The organism is Domibacillus indicus, from assembly GCF_023715895.1.
In the GTDB taxonomy this organism is placed as follows: Bacteria; Bacillota; Bacilli; order Bacillales; family Domibacillaceae; genus Domibacillus; species Domibacillus indicus_A.
On the sequence record NZ_JAMBOO010000008.1, the window covers coordinates 1 to 20,945 of the forward strand.

Annotated in this window: 23 protein-coding genes; 13 read left to right on the forward strand and 10 right to left on the reverse strand. The window is 43.3% G+C overall.

Going from position 1 to position 20,945, the window contains the following annotated elements:
• Together M3221_RS26830 and M3221_RS13305 are read left to right on the forward strand one after the other, a co-directional pair.
• Nucleotides 1-109 (forward strand): IS3 family transposase (locus tag M3221_RS26830; RefSeq protein ID WP_396120282.1); only part of this gene is annotated, 109 nt, incomplete at its 5' end.
• Nucleotides 110-145: 36 nt separating this feature from the next.
• Complete coding sequence (locus M3221_RS13305; RefSeq protein WP_251272245.1) at nt 146-508, forward strand: hypothetical protein; 363 nt, start codon at nt 146-148, stop codon at nt 506-508.
• 104 nt (nt 509-612) lie between these two features.
• Here the strand turns inward: M3221_RS13305 and M3221_RS13310 are convergent, their stop codons facing one another.
• Nucleotides 613-1,296, reverse strand: coding sequence for a hypothetical protein (locus M3221_RS13310; protein ID WP_251272246.1), 684 nt, complete (start codon nt 1,294-1,296; stop codon nt 613-615).
• Nucleotides 1,297-2,135: 839 nt separating this feature from the next.
• Between M3221_RS13310 and M3221_RS13315 the strand changes: the two genes are divergently transcribed.
• Nucleotides 2,136-2,432, forward strand: coding sequence for a hypothetical protein (locus M3221_RS13315; protein WP_251272247.1), 297 nt, complete (start codon nt 2,136-2,138; stop codon nt 2,430-2,432).
• A 34-nt stretch (nt 2,433-2,466) separates the two neighbouring features.
• Here the strand turns inward: M3221_RS13315 and M3221_RS13320 are convergent, their stop codons facing one another.
• From M3221_RS13320 to M3221_RS13340, 5 genes are all read right to left on the reverse strand, one after another.
• Entirely contained in the window at nt 2,467-3,372 is a 906-nt protein-coding gene (locus M3221_RS13320; RefSeq protein ID WP_251272248.1) for a tyrosine-type recombinase/integrase, read from the reverse strand.
• Nucleotides 3,373-3,707: 335 nt separating this feature from the next.
• Nucleotides 3,708-3,908, reverse strand: coding sequence for a hypothetical protein (locus tag M3221_RS13325; RefSeq protein WP_251272249.1), 201 nt, complete (start codon nt 3,906-3,908; stop codon nt 3,708-3,710).
• Nucleotides 3,909-4,118: 210 nt separating this feature from the next.
• Nucleotides 4,119-4,904, reverse strand: coding sequence for a glucose-1-dehydrogenase (locus M3221_RS13330; protein WP_251272250.1), 786 nt, complete (start codon nt 4,902-4,904; stop codon nt 4,119-4,121).
• A 21-nt stretch (nt 4,905-4,925) separates the two neighbouring features.
• Nucleotides 4,926-5,783 carry a GRP family sugar transporter gene (locus M3221_RS13335; protein WP_251272398.1) on the reverse strand — a complete coding sequence of 286 codons (858 nt, stop codon included), beginning with the start codon at nt 5,781-5,783 and terminating at the stop codon, nt 4,926-4,928.
• 208 nt (nt 5,784-5,991) lie between these two features.
• Nucleotides 5,992-6,186 (reverse strand): hypothetical protein, encoded by a 195-nt coding sequence (locus tag M3221_RS13340; RefSeq protein ID WP_251272251.1) that lies wholly within the window; start codon nt 6,184-6,186, stop codon nt 5,992-5,994.
• A 193-nt stretch (nt 6,187-6,379) separates the two neighbouring features.
• Between M3221_RS13340 and M3221_RS13345 the strand changes: the two genes are divergently transcribed.
• Nucleotides 6,380-7,069 carry a hypothetical protein gene (locus M3221_RS13345; protein WP_251272252.1) on the forward strand — a complete coding sequence of 230 codons (690 nt, stop codon included), beginning with the start codon at nt 6,380-6,382 and terminating at the stop codon, nt 7,067-7,069.
• 36 nt (nt 7,070-7,105) lie between these two features.
• Here M3221_RS13345 and M3221_RS13350 read toward each other — a convergent pair whose 3' ends face one another.
• Nucleotides 7,106-8,983, reverse strand: coding sequence for an ABC-F family ATP-binding cassette domain-containing protein (locus M3221_RS13350; protein ID WP_251272399.1), 1,878 nt, complete (start codon nt 8,981-8,983; stop codon nt 7,106-7,108).
• 74 nt (nt 8,984-9,057) lie between these two features.
• Between M3221_RS13350 and M3221_RS13355 the strand changes: the two genes are divergently transcribed.
• Nucleotides 9,058-9,624 carry an SLOG family protein gene (locus M3221_RS13355; protein ID WP_251272253.1) on the forward strand — a complete coding sequence of 189 codons (567 nt, stop codon included), beginning with the start codon at nt 9,058-9,060 and terminating at the stop codon, nt 9,622-9,624.
• A 60-nt stretch (nt 9,625-9,684) separates the two neighbouring features.
• Here M3221_RS13355 and purT read toward each other — a convergent pair whose 3' ends face one another.
• Nucleotides 9,685-10,851 (reverse strand): formate-dependent phosphoribosylglycinamide formyltransferase, encoded by a 1,167-nt coding sequence (gene purT / locus M3221_RS13360; protein ID WP_251272254.1) that lies wholly within the window; start codon nt 10,849-10,851, stop codon nt 9,685-9,687.
• Between the two features lie 187 nt (nt 10,852-11,038).
• On the opposite strand from purT, the gene M3221_RS13365 reads away from it, so the two are divergent.
• Nucleotides 11,039-11,959 carry a CHAD domain-containing protein gene (locus M3221_RS13365; RefSeq protein ID WP_251272255.1) on the forward strand — a complete coding sequence of 307 codons (921 nt, stop codon included), beginning with the start codon at nt 11,039-11,041 and terminating at the stop codon, nt 11,957-11,959.
• A 63-nt stretch (nt 11,960-12,022) separates the two neighbouring features.
• On the opposite strand, the gene nagE is transcribed toward M3221_RS13365, so the two are convergent.
• Nucleotides 12,023-13,465, reverse strand: coding sequence for an N-acetylglucosamine-specific PTS transporter subunit IIBC (nagE, locus tag M3221_RS13370; protein ID WP_251272256.1), 1,443 nt, complete (start codon nt 13,463-13,465; stop codon nt 12,023-12,025).
• Between the two features lie 209 nt (nt 13,466-13,674).
• On the opposite strand from nagE, the gene nagA reads away from it, so the two are divergent.
• From nagA to M3221_RS13390, 4 genes are read left to right on the forward strand one after another with little or no spacing between them, the layout of a single operon-like run.
• Nucleotides 13,675-14,844: an N-acetylglucosamine-6-phosphate deacetylase gene (gene nagA, locus M3221_RS13375; protein ID WP_251272257.1), complete on the forward strand. Its 1,170-nt coding sequence runs from the start codon at nt 13,675-13,677 to the stop codon at nt 14,842-14,844.
• Nucleotides 14,841-15,584: a glucosamine-6-phosphate deaminase gene (gene nagB / locus M3221_RS13380; protein ID WP_251272258.1), complete on the forward strand. Its 744-nt coding sequence runs from the start codon at nt 14,841-14,843 to the stop codon at nt 15,582-15,584. Before nagA ends, nagB begins: the two co-directional genes overlap by 4 nt.
• The gene (locus M3221_RS13385; RefSeq protein ID WP_251272259.1) at nt 15,581-16,303 is read left to right on the forward strand and encodes a GntR family transcriptional regulator; all 723 of its coding nucleotides are present in this window, start codon (nt 15,581-15,583) and stop codon (nt 16,301-16,303) included. Before nagB ends, M3221_RS13385 begins: the two co-directional genes overlap by 4 nt.
• Nucleotides 16,304-16,320: 17 nt before the next feature.
• Complete coding sequence (locus M3221_RS13390; protein ID WP_396120283.1) at nt 16,321-17,055, forward strand: SIS domain-containing protein; 735 nt, start codon at nt 16,321-16,323, stop codon at nt 17,053-17,055.
• 29 nt (nt 17,056-17,084) lie between these two features.
• Here the strand turns inward: M3221_RS13390 and uvsE are convergent, their stop codons facing one another.
• Nucleotides 17,085-17,963, reverse strand: a complete 879-nt coding sequence (gene uvsE / locus M3221_RS13395) for a UV DNA damage repair endonuclease UvsE (RefSeq protein WP_251272261.1) — start codon at nt 17,961-17,963, stop codon at nt 17,085-17,087.
• 455 nt (nt 17,964-18,418) lie between these two features.
• On the opposite strand from uvsE, the gene M3221_RS13400 reads away from it, so the two are divergent.
• The 3 genes from M3221_RS13400 (at nt 18,419) to M3221_RS13410 (ending at nt 20,720) form a co-directional block, all read left to right on the forward strand.
• Nucleotides 18,419-18,751: a YolD-like family protein gene (locus M3221_RS13400; protein ID WP_251272262.1), complete on the forward strand. Its 333-nt coding sequence runs from the start codon at nt 18,419-18,421 to the stop codon at nt 18,749-18,751.
• Nucleotides 18,752-18,895: 144 nt separating this feature from the next.
• On the forward strand, nt 18,896-19,471 hold the full coding sequence (locus tag M3221_RS13405; protein ID WP_251272263.1) for a hypothetical protein: 576 nt from the start codon (nt 18,896-18,898) through the stop codon (nt 19,469-19,471).
• A 655-nt stretch (nt 19,472-20,126) separates the two neighbouring features.
• Nucleotides 20,127-20,720, forward strand: a complete 594-nt coding sequence (locus M3221_RS13410; protein ID WP_251272264.1) for a branched-chain amino acid aminotransferase — start codon at nt 20,127-20,129, stop codon at nt 20,718-20,720.
• Nucleotides 20,721-20,945 lie beyond the last annotated feature (225 nt).

Below are 20,945 nucleotides of genomic sequence, written 5' to 3' on the forward strand. Positions count from 1 at the left end.
TGAATTCAGTGACTATGTCAACTGGTTTAACAAGCTGCGTATTCATGGAACACTAGGCTATGTAAGTCCGATTGAATACAAACAATCGTCCCTTAAAAAAGCTGTCTGATTTAGTGTTGACAATCCAAGGAGGAAATACAACTCTATGAAAAGATTGAGCCTGTACTTAGCCGCAACAGTGTTCTTTTTACTATCTTTAGCCGGTTGTTCTGATAATCACGATACGGAAAAGAATGCTAAAGCAGACAGTTACACCAAAGTTAGGGAAAGTGCTTGGAGATTCCTTGAAGATAAAGGATGGAACGATACTACAAAAGAAAACTGGCAGCGCGCTAAGGTAGAAAAGGTTGTTATTGATAATAGCTATGAGTTGTTAGATAAAACTTATAAAGGAAAAGAAGCATTGTCTGTTTCCTTTGAAGATAACGAAAATGTAGTTGTTGGTACACCACTAATTTTAGTCGATGCTGATACAAACAAAGTAATTGGCTATATGCCAAGTGAATAGTAAAGATGTGGCCTTCACATGTACTATTAAGGAGTAAACCGGTAAAGTATTAGATAAAACCTCATGCCTAAGTTATGCATGAGGTTCTTTGTTTTTGTATGTTATCATCCTTCAAACGAATGGAGTGTGATGTCTTTAAGACCCTTTAACTTAAAAAGTCCCCGTTCTTTTAAATATTCCGCAAAATAAAGGTCTGCTTCTTTCTTTTCATCGTATGGTTTCTTAGATAGCACAAACCCTATTTTATCCTGAGAAGATATTTCTACACCGGAGATATACGCTTTGATGTTATGGGAAATAAAAAGTTCCTTCGCTGGAATAAGAAAGGATTTTATCAAATTGAGAAGCAGCTTCAGTTCAAACTCATATGTAAATCGTTCAATATTAGATAAATCGATGAACACAGCGCCTAAAAACCCCGTGTTATATACGTCTCGAAAACTGCCAATTCCGTCATATAGGTTTCTTTCAAGTAAGTAGTTATGAAAGTAAGCTTCTCCTTCTTTTTCTGTGAATTTCTGTTTGGAAAGAACGAGACCCAGCTTCTTTTGTCTTTTTAAATATACGCAAGCTAGATGTGCCGATATCCCATGTTCATTGAAGATACTTGTCGATGCCTGCAACAATCCATTTAAGACATGGTGAACGATTTGTAACGACGCTCTTGGGAAATGATAGGCATTCTCTTCTATTTCAATTGTATCGACAAAAGTGGCTCCTAAGAAACCGGTATTGGAAATAATAGGACTGCTTTTTCTTGTTCGTCCTGCACTTTTTCTTATCGACATCCAATCATTCCCTTCCATCAGTAGTCATATCCAGTAAATACAAACATTTGTTCTCGTATTTATTATATCGTGACTCACTTTCCATGTAAATAGATAAACGGAAAAGAATTCTTCACTTTTTAGAAGGAAGGCCGCCTCGGCTAAAATGATTGAAAACACAAAAAAAGGAACGCCTTTAAGAAAGGCATTCCTTTTAAATTTCTTATGTCATTATCGTGCTTCTGTTAGCATCATTAACTCTTCATCATTATCCATTTCAATAACACAATCCATTGTGTGAATATCTTTATCTTCGTGGTTCCCATAATAAATCGTTATATTCATGATTCTCTCTCCTTATTGTAGGAATCCTAGAAAGTCCTTGTTGGATTTATTTATACCCTATTATAGCTTATTTTAAAAGCGACCACAATATTCTAGAAAATGAAATCGAATACTTATTTTGCCGATTTAATTAATACAGGTACAATACCCTTAAAAGAAGAGATAGAGAAAAGACACATTCTATTTCAGTTGGACGATAGAAATACTTATATAGAAACAATGTTGAGCAAAATACTAATCGATTAAAAAAGACTGTCTAGTGAGTTATTTTTACTACCAGGCGGTCTTTCGCTTAAAATTAAATCTTTTTCTTTATATTCCTTATCAGGGAGGAATAATAAATAAATTTAGCAAACTAAAGAAACAGAATTCTTTTAAAGAATTCGATGTTTTGTTAAGTATGTAGCGAAGCGCTTCTCCAATTATTCGGTAGGCGGGTAACTGGTTATAATTTCGACTATTTCATAGCAACACTGTTTGAGGAGCGGGAAATAGAACGTGAAAATATTAAATATTTGCTGGGGCATAGTGATAAAGAAAATATTGCGCGGTATCTTAAAAACGATAAACGTAAAATTTTTCAGCTAAGAACGGCTTTGACAGAAATTGAAGAAGAATTAGAAGGGGCTCTGCAGCAAAAATCGGATAAGGAACAAAGCAATAAACTTGCCGAGGTAACTGCGGAAAATGAGACAAAAGAGGTTCAAAGCAATGGAGATCTAAACTTATCTGCTGATGAATTAATGCGTATCTACACGACGCATCCAGATCTGTTTAAAAAATTGGTTTTAGCAAACAATGCAGCAAGTTAAAAATAACTGTCTCATGAAAATGAGACAGTTATTTTTACTCTATTTTGAAAGAGTGGATGGCTTTCTTTTTTTGTTCAAAGTCAATGTGTGTATACATAGATGTCGTTGCTAAACTTTCATGCCCCAATAATTCTTGAAGGGTTTTAAGGTCAACTTTATCATCAGCCTGTTGCAATAATAACATCGCAAAAGTGTGCCTTAAATGATGAAGGGAAAACCGTTTCAGCGGCAGTCCGGCTTTTAATAAGATATCCTTGAATGTGACATGCAAGCCATGAGGAGTCATTTTGTCTCCATTTTTATTTAAAAAAACGGGTTCTGTATCATGTAATTGATGTGCTGCCAAATGTTCTTTATATTTATGAAATAAAGGCACTACAATCATATGTAGAGGGAGGAGGCGCTCTTTTTTTCCTTTTCCAAATGCTCTAATGGTCTGATTGTCCAAATTCACTTGTTCCCAGATTGAATCAACAAGCTCCTGTCTGCGCATTCCAGACGTAGCCAGCAGCTTAAATAAAACGTTATTTCGATAGGCAAGCGGTCGTTCATCTTTTTCTAAAAAGCGGAAAAGCTTTTGTAGTTCTTCCAAAGACATATAAACAGGAAGATTTTTATCGGATTTCGGAGCTTGAATGCCTGCCACAAAGTCTGATTCCGTATAACGTTCTTTTAAACAAAATGAACTCAATGACTTTAAACAGGAAATGCGGCTCTGCAAGGTTCGGGGTTTGGCGTTATGATTCAATACTTGGTCCTGAATAAATCTCCGGCTTGTTGATGGTGTTAAATCATTCAGTTCCAGTGAGCGCTTATGACTACGCAAGAAGTCTTCGTAAGACCTTAAATCATTTGCGTAACCAACGATAGTGTTTTTTGAATAACTTTTTTCCACTTCCAGTGACATTAAAAAATCATCGGTCGCTTGTGTGAAATTCATGAGTAACAACCTTCAAAAAAGTTAATTATCCGTACGCGCCTATGAATTATAAGACGTACATACGGGTTATGAGAGCAACCTCAAAGCTTATCTGGACAGACCTAATGATTATAGTCAACTTGGAGAGAGGGAAGTTTCTTATAACTAATATTTATAAAAACGTGGGGAAACCGGTTATAGTTCTATTTGATTTTTTTGAAGTTAACATAATATTTATTATAGAAAGTCGAATATCTTTTTTCTCATTTTATAAGTAAACTTGTAACAATGAGAAAAAAGAGAAATTTTACGTTTCAGTTTTTATCCAGCCCTGGATCCATTTATTTGTTTTTGTTTTAAGCGATTTTTGTTTTCCGTACTCGTGGTCGATTAATCATTCCTGTGCAGCAAAAACATTCGGTATGCCATTGATAATCTTCATGGTCTTCAGGAAACTGGACATTGGAGACGAGCACCGATTCAAGTCTGTGTATAATAATATCTTCTACAGCAATCACAAAAATGCTGCGGCCGCTTTTTAATTCGATTTCAACCACTTTCTCCGCGCTGCCTTCCAGATCACTGGAAGGGATTTCAATGGCAATTCCAAGCTCTTCATGGTACCATTCGCGTGCTGTCCGCTTAAACGCTAATCCATCTGTCAGCAGCTTGTTGAATTACTCTCATTATCTTTTTTATGAAAACAAGAAAAAAAGGCTATACGTCATAAAGCTGCTTTCCTTTCTAGGAAAGCAGCTTTATTGGGTTCAGCCTCTGCCCGCTTGAAAACCAGGATACTTCGTCATGCCTCCGTCGGCAAAAAGCGTGATGCCTGTTACGTAGCTTGATTCTGAAGAAGCAAGCCAGGCGGCAGCAGCCGCGATTCCTTCCGGTTTTCCAATATAACCCATTGGGATGAGAGATTCAACGTCTGCTTTTGCCTTCGGATCCGAAAATTTCTCGGCATTAATCGGTGTATCGATCGCTCCGGGCCCGATGCTGTTCACACGGATGCCTTTCGGGGCATATTCAAGCGCCAATGTCTGCGTCAGCATGTTCACTCCGCCTTTACTAGCCGCATAATGAACAAAATGCGGCCATGGAATCACTTCATGAACGCTGGACATATTAATGATATTTCCTTTAATCCCGTGATCAAGCATATAAGAGATCGCTTCGCGGCAGCCGAGAAACATGCCTGTTAAGTTCGTGTCTATTACTTTATTCCAATCATCGAGGCTCAGCTTTTCGGATGGAACCTCATTTTCAATGCCGGCGTTGTTAATCATGATATCAATAGAGCCGAACGCTTCTGCTGTTTTTGCGATCAAAGCTTTTACATCCTGCTCCTTTGATACATCTCCTTGCAGCCAAATCGCTTCCCCGCCCGCTTGCTGCACTTCCTGGGCTACTTTTTTCCCGTCTTCTTCATTTTGATAATAATTTACTGCCACCTTCGCGCCTTCACGTCCAAAGCGGACAGCCATCGCCCGGCCCAGCCCTGAAGAAGCGCCGGTAATCACCACTGCTTTTCCTTTTAAGTCAGGATACATGCTTCTTCCTCCTTTAGCATATTACGTTTTTGTAAAACCGATGAGCACGCCGCCGGCTGCGATAAGCAGGCAGCCTGCCAGCACAAGGACAAGCTGTTTTTTCGTTTTCTTTTCTCCTAATAGAAAAATGCCGCCCAGTGTTGAGATAATAACGCCCGTTTGAGACAAGGAAAAGCTGGTGGCTACGCCGATCCGCGGTATGGATAAAAGCAGTCCGAGATTGCCAATGCCCCAAAGAATGCCAGACAAAGTATTGCGTAAAGCATATTTGTTAAAGGGCTTATGTTTAAGCGTCAGCAGCACGGCACCGATAAACATCCCGATTGCTTGAGGCAGAATAGCGGCCCAGCTGTCGATGTTAAACCAGCGGATGATCACGACGTAGAGCAGGTAGCCCGCTGTCGAAATGAGCAGCAGAAGCAACCCTTTCCGCCGGCTGCCTGATTCTTTACTTGGGTCTTCTCCGCCTCCTGTAATCGATGTCAGCACGACCCCTGTGATAATCAGTACGATCGATATAATCCCTAGTAAAACCGCTGTAGCAGTCGTCCACTCTTTAAAGACAATAACGCCAAAAAGAGTCGTAGCGGCCAGCTGCATACCAGTAGAAATCGGCACTGCTTTTGAAACACCAAGATGCGGTACACTGCCGAGCTGGTTTTTCTGGCCAACCGCCCAGAAAAGGCCGGAGACAACACCCGCCATCCAAGCAGTTGTATTCACAAAAGGCTGTGCCCACAGATACATACCGAAAGCAAAAACAAGCGCTCCGATGGTAATGCCGAGAGTCTGGCTATGAGAATCGCCGCCTAATTTTACGCTCACCAGTACGATACTTCCCCATGTCAAAGCAGGAAGAAGTGCAATTAAAATCGTTATCATTCTAAGTCCCTCAGTTCTTCTGTTGTTGGACATCCACGGGTTATGAGCGTTCCATCTATACAGAAGGTAGCTTTTGTCCAATGGAAAACGATTATACGCAAAAAAAACGCTTAGTCTTAAACTAAGCGAATCGGCAGAGCCATATTGTTGTGAAAGCGTATACAAAATTCTGTGAAGAAGGAGATCCTTGCTGTGCACCGGCGGTTTAGGCGTGCCGTTGATCTGATGTTTCATCATTCATAACCTGCTCAGCCCGGCCAATATAGTGCACGCCTTCCATCAGCTGCGAAGCATCACAAATTAAATGAACAAGCGTTTCTTTTTTCGTCCAGGCAATTAAGTCATTCGCCAGAATAGGCTTTTGGCATTTGCTGCAGCACCAGTTTATGTTTCGATTCATTTTTTCCACGCACCCTTTTTTTCTTTCTATCATACTGTTCCATGAAAGAAAAGCGTGTCAAACGACAACCGATTTTTTTGGCATGTTTTGTCGATTGCTTTTCTTTGTTCTACACGGTCGCACGGACACATTACCCTGCTGGTACATATGATGAAGAGCAGGATTCAATTTTAATGAGCGGAGGAGAAACGATATGTATTGGCATCCTTATTACGGTTTTTATAGCATGATGCCTTATGAAGATGTTCCAGCCAACGTGATCAGCGCGCAGGGGCAGCCAGACAGATTAGGACGTCGCTGGATTGTTCAAGAAGGTGCCTGGCGGGCTGTCTGGACGCGGCGTGGAAACAGCAACGTATTCGATGGGCGCTGGTCTCAGGCAGGCCAGGCTGATATTACAGCAGTACTGACGATTTATATACAGGGTTCCTTTGTTTTTATTTTACGGCGCAACAGCAGTGATGGAAATAACTGCAACTACACGGGAACTTTCGGTGCTGGCGGGCGGACAGCCAGCGGACAATTTTTTTGTAATCGCGGCGGCGGCACGTGGAGTGCAGTGATTGAACAGCGCCAGCAGCCCGATCGGGACCGGCTCGGCCGGAGATGGGATGTGCAGGAAGGCGCCTGGCGCGGTGTATGGACACGGCGCGGGAACAGCAACGTCTTTGACGGGAGATGGACACAGCCCGGTCAAACGCCTGTTACAGCTATTTTAACGATTACGCTGCAAGGCAACAACGTTCGCATTCAAAGACGAAACAGCAGCGACGGAAACAACTGTGACTACAGAGGCACAATGTCTGCAGACGGCAGAAGGGCTTCCGGCCAATTCACCTGTGACCGCGGCGGCGGCAGCTGGAGCGCCACGATAACCCAGTAACGCAAAAAGGCTTCCGGACAACCGGAAGCCTTTTGATTATTCGCCTGCTTTTTCTGCTAAGTATTCCCATCTTTCTAGCATGTGGTCAAGCTTTTCTTTGATTTCTGTTTCTTCTGCCATTAACAAATTTAATTTCCCAAAATCACTTCCAGCAGTCGCCATTTCCTCTGAGATGGCCGCAAGCCGCTGCTCCGCGGCTTCCATGTCATCCTCAATCGTTTCCCATTCGCGAGTTTCCGAATAAGACATTTTCTTTTTTCGTTCCGGGCGCGGCGGTGCAGCTGCCACTTTTGGCTTCGCTTCTTCAGCAGGTGCCTCCTGCTTTTCTTCCAGAAACTCAGAGTAGCTTCCATAGTAAAAATCGACGATACCCTGGCCTTTGAAAACAAGCAGCTGCTGGCACACTTTATCAAGGAAATAGCGGTCATGGGATACCGTTACCACAACACCCGAAAAATGCTCCAGATAGTCTTCTAAAATCGTCAGGGTCTGCGTATCGAGATCATTCGTCGGTTCGTCTAATAAAAGAACGTTTGGTGCAGACATTAAAATATTCAATAAATAAAGGCGCCGCTTTTCCCCGCCTGAAAGCTTTCGGATCAATGTGCCATGCGTATGCATAGGAAACAAAAACTTCTCCAGCATTTGTGCGGCTGAAACAAAGCTGCCGTCTTTAAGCTGAATCGATTCGGCTGTTTCCCGAATGTACTCGATCATCCGCATGTTCTCGTCCATGTCTTCGTTTTCCTGTGTATAGTATCCGATTTTCACAGTCTGCCCCTGGTCAAGACTGCCGGCATCTACCGTCTCCCGGCCGGCAATAATATTAAGCAGTGTTGATTTCCCGCTGCCGTTGCGACCGACAATTCCAATCCGGTCCCCGCGTTTAAACAAAAAAGAAAAATCGTTCAAGATCGTCTGGCTGCCAAATGATTTTTCAATGTTTTGAAGCTCCAGCACTTTTTTGCCAAGACGGGCGCCGCCAAGGTCCATTTGAAGTGATTCATTGCTGTGCTTCTGTTTTACTTCCGCATCCAGGACTTCAAAGCGCTGAATACGGGCTTTTTGTTTGGTTGTGCGGGCTTTGGCTCCTTTGCGCATCCAGGCAAGCTCTTTTTTAAACAAACTTTCTTTTTTTCCCTGCTCAAGCGTCTCGTTTTCTTCCCGAATAGCTTTTGCTTCGAGGAAGTCTGCATAATTGCCTTTGTACTCATACAAATTCCCACGCTCAAGCTCCCAAATTTTATCCGCGACGGCATCGAGAAAATACCGGTCATGCGTGACAAACAGCACCGCTTTCTGCGATTTCTTTAAGTATTCCTGAAGCCATTTAATACTGTCATAGTCCAAGTGGTTCGTCGGCTCATCCAAAATAAGCAGATCTGGTGTTTCAATGAGCGTTTTAGCAAGAGCAGCCCGCTTTTTTTGGCCGCCGGACAGTTCAGACAGCTTTTGCCCAAAATTCGGCAGGCCCAGCTTGGTTAAGATCGTTTTGGCTTCCGCACTTGTATCCCATGCGCCCAGGTCATCCATTCGCTGCTGCTGCTTCATAAGCTCCTGCTGCACCGATTCGTCTTCGGCATTTTCCTGCAGCCGAAGAAGCGTCCGCTCATACTCTTTAATCGCCGAAAAAACCGGTGATTGGCTGGCATATAAATAATCCATAATGGTCATATTCTCATTAAAATCCGGATTTTGGGACAGGTAGGAAATCGAATAGTCATTCGGATGATCCTTTTTCCCTTCGTCCCAGTCATCCAGGCCGGCAATCACGTTTAAAAGTGTTGTTTTGCCAGTTCCATTGATACCGAGAATACCAATTTTATCTCCTTCTGTGATCGAAAAAGAAATATGCTGAAACAGCTCTTTCTCCCCTACTGTTTTTGTTACGCCTTCCATTGTAAAAACGTTCATGGTTTTCCCCTTTTCATGCTGGTCTTTTTTCATTTTACCATTCTTCCCTGTATAATGGACCCGAGGTGGTTGAATTGGTTAAAACGATTTTGCTCTCCGGCTACAAAAGCCATGAGCTTGGCATATGGGATCAAAAACACCCTGGTATTTCCGTGATCAAACTTGCGCTTGAGGGGCGGCTGCGTACGCTTCTTGATGAGGGGCTCCAATGGGTGATTATCGGCGGACAGCCCGGCGTAGAGCTGTGGGGAGCGGAAGTGGTTTTTTCCTTGAAAGAAGAGTTTCCGGACTTGAAGCTCGGTGTTCTAACCCCCTTTTTAGAGCAGGAGAAAAATTGGAAGGAAGAACGGCAGGATTACTATAACAGCATTATCGACCAGGCCGATTTTGTAGATGCCGTATCTAAAAAGCCGTACATAGGGCCCTGGCAGTTCAAAGCGAGAGATGAGTTTTCACTCGACAATACGGACGCGCTTCTGCTCGTTTACGATGAAGAAAGAGAAGGGTCGCCCAAGTTTTTAAAAGCAGCAGCGGATAAACGGACGGAACGAGGCGATTATGCTGTTTTCATGATCACGATGTATGACCTGCAGACAGCAGCGGAAGAGCTGCAGGAGCGGGAGCGTACTGACTTTTATTAAATCGGCAGGATGCAATCAAAAAAGGAACCTGAATCAGGTCCCTTTTTTGATTGCATCCTTTTATTCGTATTCCACTGTAATATGAGCGGCAGCGGCCTCTGCCTGTTCACGCGCTTTCTCGACTGTTTCAGCACTGTTTAACACAACAGCCATGCGGCGGCCTTTTTTTGTTTCCGGCTTTCCAAACACACGCACCTGTGTGTCGGGCGCTGCCAGTGCTTTTTCAACCCCTTTAATTTCATAAGAAGACTGCTCTTCCAAAGCTTTAATCGTACGGCTGGCACCAGGTGAAAGAAGACGGATACCCGGAATCGGAAAACCAAGGACAGCCCGGATGTGTATGGCAAACTCAGATAAATCCTGGGTTACCATGGTCACCATTCCGGTATCGTGCGGACGCGGTGATACCTCGCTAAAGTAAATGCCGTTTTCGGTAATAAACAGCTCTACACCAAATAAGCCGTAACCGCCAAGCGCATCTGTTATTTTTTGAGCAATCGCTTCTGCTTCCGCAATCTGGTTCTCTGTCATGTTATGCGGCTGCCATGATTCGATATAATCGCCGTCTTCTTGAATATGGCCGATTGGCGCACAGAAGGTTGTACCGGAAACGGAACGGACGGTTAACAGTGTAATTTCAGACTCAAACGTAATAAACTCTTCTACAATGACCCGTGTTTTTTTCGCCCGCCCTCCTTCAAGAGCGATATTCCAGGAAGACTCTATCTCTTCTTTTGAGCGGCAGACGCTTTGTCCTTTGCCGGATGAACTCATAATCGGTTTGATCACACATGGTGTACCGATCGCCTCTACCGCTTCTTGCAGCTCTTCAAGCGTATTGGCAAACGCATATTTTGCGGTAGGCAGTCTCAGTGTTTCGCTGGCCAGACGGCGGATTCCTTCGCGGTCCATCGTTAAATTTGCCGCTTTCGCTGTTGGCACAACATGATATCCTTCTTCCTCCAGCTCGATCAGTGTCTCAGTTGCAATGGCTTCAATTTCTGGAATAATAAAGTCGGGTTTTTCCTGTTCAATTAACGCACGCAGCGCTGCCCCATCAAGCATATTGATTACATGGGAGGAATGAGCAACCTGCATGGCGGGCGCCTGCGCATAACGGTCTACCGCAATCGTTTTTACGCCAAGCCGCTGTGCTTCAATCACCACTTCTTTACCCAATTCTCCCGATCCGAGCATCATAATCGTTTTTGTTTTTAATCCAGTCATCTTCATACTCTCCTTAACATCCGCCATTGGCGGCTTTTTCTCTTCTTTTTCTGTTTCCGAATCCATTATAACACGCAAATAACGAACATATTCATCTTGATGACAATAAATTATTCGTCCGATGGAGCAAGTTAACTTTTTGAAAAAGAGGGAAAACAGAAAACAGAATAAGAAAGCGGGTGACGGAATGATACAGAGTGATACAAATACATGCCTGTTATGTGAAAACGAGCAATCTTTAATACCAATCAAACAGCACTTTATGTGCAGCGAATGCCTGGATGAAGGAAATGACTGGCGGCTGGCGCAATGGGAATCGTGGTTTCAAAAGCGGATCAGCCGGTATTTGCATTTATGCCATAAATGCTTAAAAACGGATGATATCGAAGCGGTTCATCAAGCCCGGGTAATAGGAAGAAAGATCATGGCTTTGCTTCAATTTTTAAACGCACCAAAAAATCATTCTGTTATAAAAGTGTTAAAAAACATTCATTCTTTGCTTAACCCGGTGCGTGAAGCCAATGTGTTTTTAGAGGCATTTGAGAGCCGAAACGATAAGGTTCACCAGCAGCTGTTTAAAAAGGTCCGCAAAAAACGAAAAAAGCTGCAAAAAAAACTGCAGCAAAGCCTGCCTCCATTAATCGAAAAAGCGAGCCGCCGGATGTCAGCTTTTTCTGCAGAGGAACTGCCTTTTTACGCATTATCAATTGACCCAGAGGCCCAGATCCTTTTGTTTGAAAACCAATTCAACGAAAAAATTGAGCGATACAAGCAGTTCGTGGACGCATATGGGAAACGAGCACCTGAATCCATTAAAGCGCTTCACAAAGTACGGATTCAATCTAAAGCGCTCCGCTACATGTACGCAGAGCTCGGCGGCCTGCTGGGACAGGACTTTTCAAAAAAAGAAAAGCATTATAAAGACATTCAAAGCCAGTTTGGCGAGATTAATGATGTGCAGGACTGGCTGAATAAACTGGACCGTTACAAAAACAAGCTGGATGCATCCGAAGAAGAAATGGCTGCTGTTGAAAAAAAGTGGCAGAACCGATTAAAAGCGCTTCACGAGGAAGTAGAACTTGTACTAATCGAAAACCGGGCAGGCTAAGGTGTGCCAATTCTGCCGCGCATTGAAATAATGATAAAAAAAGCCGCCTATTGGCGGCTTTTTTTATGATCGCTTATTTCGTATACGGGCAACTTCGTCCGCCACAAACTGTACATTCGTGCCGACAATGACTTGAATGCTGTTTGGGCCTACAATATGGGTGCCCGGCACACCGGTTGATTTGATTTTTGCTTCGTCTACTGCTTTCATATCTTTGACTTCAACGCGCAGACGGGTCACACAGTTATCAATGGAAGCGACATTGGCGTCCCCGCCCAGCCCTTCGTAAATAATCGCTGCCATTTTCTCGAATCGGCTGCCTGAAGCAGCATCTTCAATTTGTGCTGTTTCTTCTTCTCGTCCCGGTGTTTTCAAATCGAACTTTTGAATTAAAAACCGGAACATGACGTAATAAATCAGGCCAAAGACAAGACCCTGTAAAAGCAGCATATATGGCATATTGGCGAGCGGAAGCTTTGAACTGAGCACAAAATCAACAAGCCCTGCACTAAAGCCAAAGCCTGCGGTCCAGTGGAAAAACGCAGCTACAGCAAGAGACAGCCCAGTCAATGCCGCATGCACGACATATAGCGCCGGCGCTAAAAACATAAAGGAGAATTCCAGCGGTTCTGTCACACCGGTGAAAAAGGACGCGAATCCAGCTGCAAGCAATAGAGATGCAGCCTGCTTTTTCCGCTTCGTTTTGGCTGTATGATACATCGCCAGCGCCGCAGCCGGAAGACCGAACATCATTACCGGGAAAAATCCCGCCTGGTACATGCCAGTTACGCCTTTTTCACCAGTTCCGGACCAAAAATTGCCGATATCATTAATCCCCGCTACATCAAACCAGAAAACAGAGTTTAAAGCGTGGTGAAGACCGGTTGGAATCAGGAGACGGTTGAAAAAGCCGTACAAGCCGGCACCAATAAAATCAAGCTTACTGATCGCTGTTCCAAATGAGACGAGTGCTGTGAAGATAACAGGCCAGACAAAAAACAATACACCGGAGATAACAAGCATCGCCACCGCCGTCATAATCGGCACGAGACGTTTGCCACTGAAAAAAGCAAGCGCATCATGAAGCTGCACATGACTAAACCGGTTATACATCATAGAAGCCACAATACCCGATAAAATACCGATAAACTGATTGCCGATTTTTTCAAATGCCGCATTGACGTTTTCAGGGTCCGTCCCTTGCAGCATGGCCACCGAATCGGTTGACAGGAGCGTAGTGACTACGAGATAAGCAACCAGCCCGCTTAGCGCTGCCGATCCATCTTTGTCTTTTGACATGCCAAGCGCAACCCCGACTGCAAACAAAATCGCCATATTATCAATAATAGACGATCCCGCTTTAATTAAGAAAGCGGCGGCCGCATTGTCTGCTCCCCACCCGGCCGGATCAATCCAGTAGCCGATTCCCATCAAAATCGCGGCAGCCGGCAGTACAGCTACCGGCAGCATTAACGAACGGCCAATATTTTGCAAATATTTCATCATGAATATCCATCCCCCTTAAAAAGTAAATTAGAAAACGGTTTCGTTAACAGCACTTTATCACGCCTAAAGTATAGTTGTCTATACCAATAAATGAAATTTCAAAAGTATAACCCCGTAAATTTTGAGACTACAGCTGTTAATTGGTATAGACAACTAGTTTTTACTCGGTTACACTGAAACTAAACATATACAAAATGAGGTGCTCTAAAATGAAGGAATATGTGATAAAAGGCGGCTCCGTTTATGCAGAAAACGAAGTATTTTCTCCCGGATTTGTTCATATAACAAATGGGAAAATTGCTGCTGCAGGCCCCTTGTCAGCGTGTCCATCTGACGTGCCGTCTGTTTCCACTTCTGCTGAGTCCATGATTCTGCCTGGAGCAGTTGATATTCACATTCATGGTGCAGCGGGTGCCGATACAATGGATGCCACACAGGCTTCCCTGCATAAAATGGCGGCGTATCTTCCGTCTGAAGGCACAACCACTTTTTTGGCAACGACTATGACACAAGCAAAAGAAGCAATTGAACAAGCGCTAGATTGCTTTTCGCATTACGAACAAGAGCCAGGTGAAGCAGAAATAGCCGGTATTCATTTAGAAGGTCCTTTTATTTCTCCAAAACACCCTGGAGCCCAGCCGCGTGAAGCGATTCAGCAGCCGGATGTAGAGCAGTTTCAAAAATGGAATACCCTCTCCGGTGAAAAGATCCGCCTCGTTACACTGGCACCCGAAGAAAAATACGGAATGGACCTTGTCGCTTATTTAACACAATCAGGCGTTACCGCATCCGCCGGCCATACCGATGCTACATTTGATGAGCTTTGCAGAGCGGCCGAAGCCGGACTGACCCATATCACCCATCTTTATAACGGAATGCGGGGCATGCATCACCGTGAACCCGGTACTGCCGGTGGGGCCTTGCTTCACAACGGGCTTTATGTGGAAATGATCGTGGACGGCATTCATATCCATCCGCAGATGGTGCGCCTTGCCTTCGAACAAAAAACAGCGGACCGGACTATATTGATTACGGATTCTATGCGCGCTAAAGGCGTACCGGACGGAGAGTATGAGCTTGGCGGACAGGCGGTCACCGTTCAAAACGGAAGGGCTGTTCTTGAAGATGGTACCCTGGCCGGCAGCACGTTATCTATGCAGGGAGCCATTCAAAACATGCGGAAGTTTACGGACTGCACGATACGAGATATTGTTAAAATGACCGCCGAAAACCCAGCAAAGCAGGTACGGCTGTTTGAGCGAAAAGGAAGCATTGCACCAGGAAAAGACGCTGACCTTGTCGTATACGATGGACAGTTTTGTGTACAAAAAACGATTTGCCGTGGCGTTGTGGCATTTGAAAAGGAGAGGGGAAAATGAAGATCATCCGCGTTCCCGATTATGAAGCGATGAGCAAACAAGCCGCAGATGTTTTAATAAAAAAGATCAAAGAGCTTCCCGCTCCTGTTATCGGCTTGGCGACAGGCTCTACCCCAAAAGGGATGTACGAGCAGTTAATTTCTGCGCATCAAAATGCCGGCATTTCCTTTCGGCATGTGACGACCTTTAATTTAGATGAATATATCGGACTGCCGACATCTAATCCGAACAGCTATCATTCTTTTATGCAGGAAACCTTTTTTGGGCATATTGATATCCCATTGGAAAATATCCATATACCTAATGGAGAAGCGGCTCTTTTAGAAAATGAGTGTACCCGGTATGAAGCGCTCATTGACAAAAAAGAAATCGATGTGCAGGTGCTTGGCATCGGCGAAAATGGACATATTGGCTTTAACGAGCCAGGCACATCGTTCGATCAAATCACCCATGTGACGACACTGACCCATTCTACCCGGCAGGCAAACGCCCGGTTTTTCCAATCAGCAGAAGCAGTGCCAAAGCAGGCGATTACAATGGGAATTGCGTCTATTATGAAAAGCCGTGAGATTCTTTTGCTTGCCTCTGGCATGCGAAAAGCAGAAGCAGTCGCACGCTTGTTTTCAGGAAATATCTCAGAAGAGTTCCCGGCGTCTGTACTGCACCATCACCCATGTGTTACAATAATAGCAGATAATGAAGCGCTTTCATTGTCGAATATGGAAGGAAGAACGATATGATTGACAAACGCTCGCCTGTGCCAATTTACTATCAGCTTGAACATGTGATTCGTCAGCAAATCGATACGGGTGAATTACAGCCTGGTGACCTTATTCCTTCTGAACGGGAGTATGCCGAACAGCTTGATGTCAGCCGGATGACCGTACGGCAGGCCATTACAAATCTCGTAAATGAAGGACTGCTGTACCGGCAAAAAGGCCGCGGCACGTTTGTGGCAGAACAAAAATTAGAACAAAACCTTTCTGGACTCACGAGTTTTACCGAAGATATGAGAGCGCGGGGAATGGTCCCTGGCAGCACACTGCTTGCCTTCCAAATTGTGCCGGCGGACAAAAAAGTGGCAGACAGGCTATTGCTCGCTGAACATGCGCCTGTGTATGAAATCAAACGAATCCGGCTGGCTGATGAAGTGCCAATGGCTCTGGAGACCGTATACATGTCCGCCAACTTAATCAAAGGCTTAAGCGAAGCCATTATTACGGCTTCTCTTTACCACCATATAGAAGAAGAACTCGGACTTGAGATTGGGCGCGCCGTTCAATCAATGGAGTCTGCGATCGTCAGTGAAGCAGAGCGGCCGCATCTGCTTGTGCCAAAAGGAGCGCCTGTTTTGCTGATTGAACGGCATACCTTCTTAAAAGACGGTACACCCCTTGAATATGTGAAGTCATCCTACCGCGCGGACCGCTACAAGTTCACGATCGACATAAACCGGTAAAGGAGCGGGATACGATGATGTACTTAAAATATGTTCACAGAGTCGCGGATATGCTTGTTGATGCAGCGCACAAACAAACAAGCCAGGCGGATATTGCCGCTGAATGGATTGTCAAAAGTGTCCGGCGCGGAGGAATTGTTCACGTATTCGGCTGCGGGCATTCGCATATGCTGGCGGAAGAGCTGTTTTACCGGGCTGGAGGACTCGCCTGCATTCAGCCGATTTTTTTGGAAGATGTGATGCTTCATAAAGGGGCCGTGCGCTCTTCGACATTTGAACGCCAAAACGGCTATATCGCTTCGTTGGAGGATGAACTCGATATTCGGCCGGAAGATGTGCTGATCGTCGTATCCACATCGGGCATTAACCCGGTTCCGATTGACATTTTGCTTCGCGGCCGAAAAGCAGGCGTGAAAACAATCGCGATTACTTCCTTAGAATATAGCCGAAGAGCCCAAACCCGGCACGAGGAAGGAACGACCCTGCGTGATGCCGCGGATCTTGTCATTGATAACAGCGCTCCTTATGGAGATGCGCTGTTAACAGACAAAAAAGCGCCAGCACCGTTCGGGCCGGCGTCCACCCTGCTCAGTGCCGCTCTGTTAAATGGCATTATGGCTTCAGTGATTGCCAAAATGATTGAACGCGGATTGGAGCCGCCGATTTTTTTAAGCGGCAATCTGCCGGATGCCGATGAACATAACCGCATGCTGGTTGAACAATATAAGGAACGGATTCCTCTGCTTCGTTAAAACGCCCTTCCCTGCGGAAGAGCGTTTTTTTAACGGTACTGTTCCCGTATTTGCAGGACGGCGAGCTCCTTCATTTTTGCTTCCACCATCACATCAATGGATGAATCCGGCAAATGCTCGATAAAATAGCGCCAGTCATCTTCTAAAATATAATTATGATGGGCACGATCTGTTTTTCCGTCCCGTCCGGAGCTGATATGCATTTTCGGCGGGATTTCTTTATGCTGCCACGTGTCGACGGCACGCTGGATTACCTCGTCAATTTTCGCGTCTTCTTCATGGTTACATGCATGATGATGAATATCAAAACAAGCCGCTGCACCGGTTTCGCCGCACACATCCAGCACATCATGGATCGTAAAAATTTTATCATCATTTTCAATCCGCATCGTTTGTTTGATCGCTTCTGGAAGCTGCTTAAACGTTTCGGCAAAACGTTCCTTTGCTGATTCCTTATCTCCATATGCACCGCCGACATGCAAAATCATATCGCGCCCGCCGGTAAGATCTAAGAGTTCCTGATGGTGAATCAAGTCTAAAATCGACTTTTGCACCACTTCCTCGTTAGGAGAATTGATCAACGTGTACTGGCCTGGATGAACCGACAAACGAACATCGTATTCAGCTGCCAGTTCCTTGATTTCATCGGTAATTTTTAAAACATCTTCATCTTTCCCCCACTCCCATGTCACCACCGGATGGGTGGCAAGCGGTATGAGGTTGCTGCTCATCCGGTAAAAATAAATCCGGTTGGCGACATTCCATTTAATGATTTCCAATGTTTCATTTAAGTTATGAAGCGCCAGTTCTTTTATTTTGGCCATTCCTTCTGTTTCGGCTGTTTTCAGCCGGCACGTTTTAAATTTGGACGGCATCGACATATTAATACAAGCATATCCGATTCGCATAGATGAACTCCTTTTTTGGTTTCGTTTCTTTATGTTTTCCCTAACCGCCCGGGGATGAACCGCTTCACTATACATGAATTCAGGCTTTTCCTGCAAGAAAGAATCGGCTATACTATAAGTAAAGATAACTATAGAGTATATTCATGGCCATTTTTAGTGTTTTTGACCGTTTTATGTATTGTTAAACAATCCTTTTATATCAACAAATGAATTGATAATTAAGAACAGGTGTTTTTATTGTTTTTAATTGTTTGGTCACCCATTTAGTCACCTGTAGTCACCCGTATTCTATGAAAATAGCCAGGATTTCGAATCCAGTTTCTTCATTAATATTGTGTATGTGAAAAGGCACTCGTTTTGAGTGTCTTTTTTTTATTGTATTTGCCACCGTACAATCCTTCATTTATACTTAAATGATATAAGAACATACGTTCTCATTAAAAGGAGTGGTGTTGGTGAAGAAATTATACCCAGATCGCGGCATGCTGAAATGGCGCGGGCTGACCCTAGCTGAACAAACAGAAATGTACGCTAAACTGAAACGAGAAGAAGAAAAAGAAGCGCCCCCTCTTTATCTGGATGAACAGGCACTGGAAGAAATGCAACGAATTATGATGGAGTCTTATAATGAGCATCGAGTGATTGAGCTGCAAGTGAACACGTTTGGTCTTCCTTATGTAGAAGGTAAAGGGATCGTTACTTCCCTCCAACCGCAGAATGGCCGCTTATTGCTGACAGACGGCTCTTACTGCGTCAAAGACATTGTTACGATTAGATTTGCCGATTGATTTATCTCGATTTTACAATTCAAAAGGCGCCCTGTTACCTTATTCGTAAGCTCTATTAAAGAACATTGTTGTTTTCTTAAACGAGTTAGAAAACTAACTGTTATACTTAAAACAAGAAGAAAGACATTTGTAGAGGAGATAAAAATGTTTGAAATCAAAACCTTTTTAGAGAAGCATGGTTATGATCATACCGATTCATACTTTTTTGAGCATCCAAGGGAGAGATATATTGGCTTGGATGAGTCATCAAAGCTAAAGGAATATTTTGACCATAGGGATTTTACTCCTGAATATATTCAAATGCTTGTAACCATCCAGTACAAAGAAAAAGTATTGATGGGCATTGATAAGCTGAATGGATTAGATTTGTGGGAACAGACTTATCTAGATGCGATTAAACAATATATAGAAAATCGCGATGCTGAATCAATGTATGGTATTGACCCTGTGACATTAAAGTTAACTTCATTGGATAACACGTTGTTACAGTTTCTCATTATCGATGATTGGGAACCAAGACAAGTTCACACTGAGGCTGTTCTCCCTGAAAAAGAATTTTTAGAAGCTCTTTTAACCGAAGCAGAACATTTCTGGGAAGTGCTTCTTGAGTATAAAGTATTTGAAGGGAAAAATAAGAGGGAAGACACCCCAAGTGATTATCCAGCACAGATGATTAAAGAAATAAAAAAGCTGAGAGAAAAAGTGAAACAATTAAGTTGATTTTCAAAAGGCATACACGATATGTCTTTTCTTTTTGCGGAAATATCAATATTGGTTATTTAACAAAGTCTATTCGCAAAGGAGCTGATTACATGCGAAGAGAGAAAATCGTTATGGTGTGCCGGCGTTGCCAGGAAGAAATACAGGAGACTGATCATGTGGGTATCACGCAGATAAACAGCATCGTTCATTTATATTGTGGTGCTTGGCCCCGGCCGGGTGAGCGGATTGTTAATGAAGGTTCTTTCAAGGATATAGCTAAGAAATATTTGTGACTGGCTGCGGCCGGCCTTTTTTTATTTAACATTTGCGGGTTTAATCAAGTAATCCTCACTTTATTAGGGACTCCTTTAAATGTGACAACGAATTTTTTCACAAAGGCTCTGTTAAAGCCTAATGTTGATAAAGCACAGTTTTTTCTGTGATACGCTGACGTACTGTTGATTAATAACGGGTGTTCCTTTGGGAGAAAAAATTAACGTTTTGTTAAAACTGTATTCGTAGTTCTTGTCATCATAATAGGTATTGTGACTATGGTAACTAGAAGTTTTAAATATGCAGGAATAATCCTGCACGGTTACAGATATTTTACCCGTGGTTTATATGCTATGATTGAATGAAATAGGTATGAAAAGATACTAGGAGGACACTCACCATGTTAAAAAAACAAATGGAAATATACATATCAAAAGCTTTAAGGGAGAATAAGGTTGAATTGTTTAAAGAGGAAAAAGAATATGCAGAAAGGCATCACTTGACAAAAGATTTTACTATAGTAGAAAAAGAAAATATTACCCGCTTTGCTGATGCTTATATCGAGCGCTGTAATAAAGAAAACGAAGAGTTGATTTCGGAAGAATCAGCTGCATTTTTATCACAATCCCTTGAATACCTAAAAATCAATAAAAGCGAATTCCTTTACTTTGAATCTTCATGGTTTGAATTAATCGGAGTTGAGACACTTTCATTGGAAGTCGATGATGTGTTCGGAACATACAATGCCTTGTTCGGCTTGAAATTCCAAAAGAAAATGGGGAATGTATTAAAGGCTTACTTAAATAATGAACTCCAAGGAGGGATTGGAACATACAGTTTAATGTTCAACCAAGATGATGGACTATGGGATGTCAATTTTTCCTTGAATAGTATAGAAGGATTTAAGGAAGAGATGTCTTTGGGCGATGCTTTAAGCCTCATTTATCATTTTCTGTTTATTCTTGTTGAAACAATCGAAGAAGATATGTTGTAATCCATAATGCATTAGTTCAACAAAACATACAAAAAAGACCGATTTTTTCCGGTCTTTTTTATTTCAGTATGTTATACTGTAAACAAACCTTTGAAGCTTTAAATCATTTTCTATTACCTGTACCATCTCCCTACTCGAACGTTGAGTAGGGTTTTTTATTGAGTATTTTATATAGAGAACATAAAAAAACAGGCCCTATATAAAGAGCCTGTTTGTATAAACAAT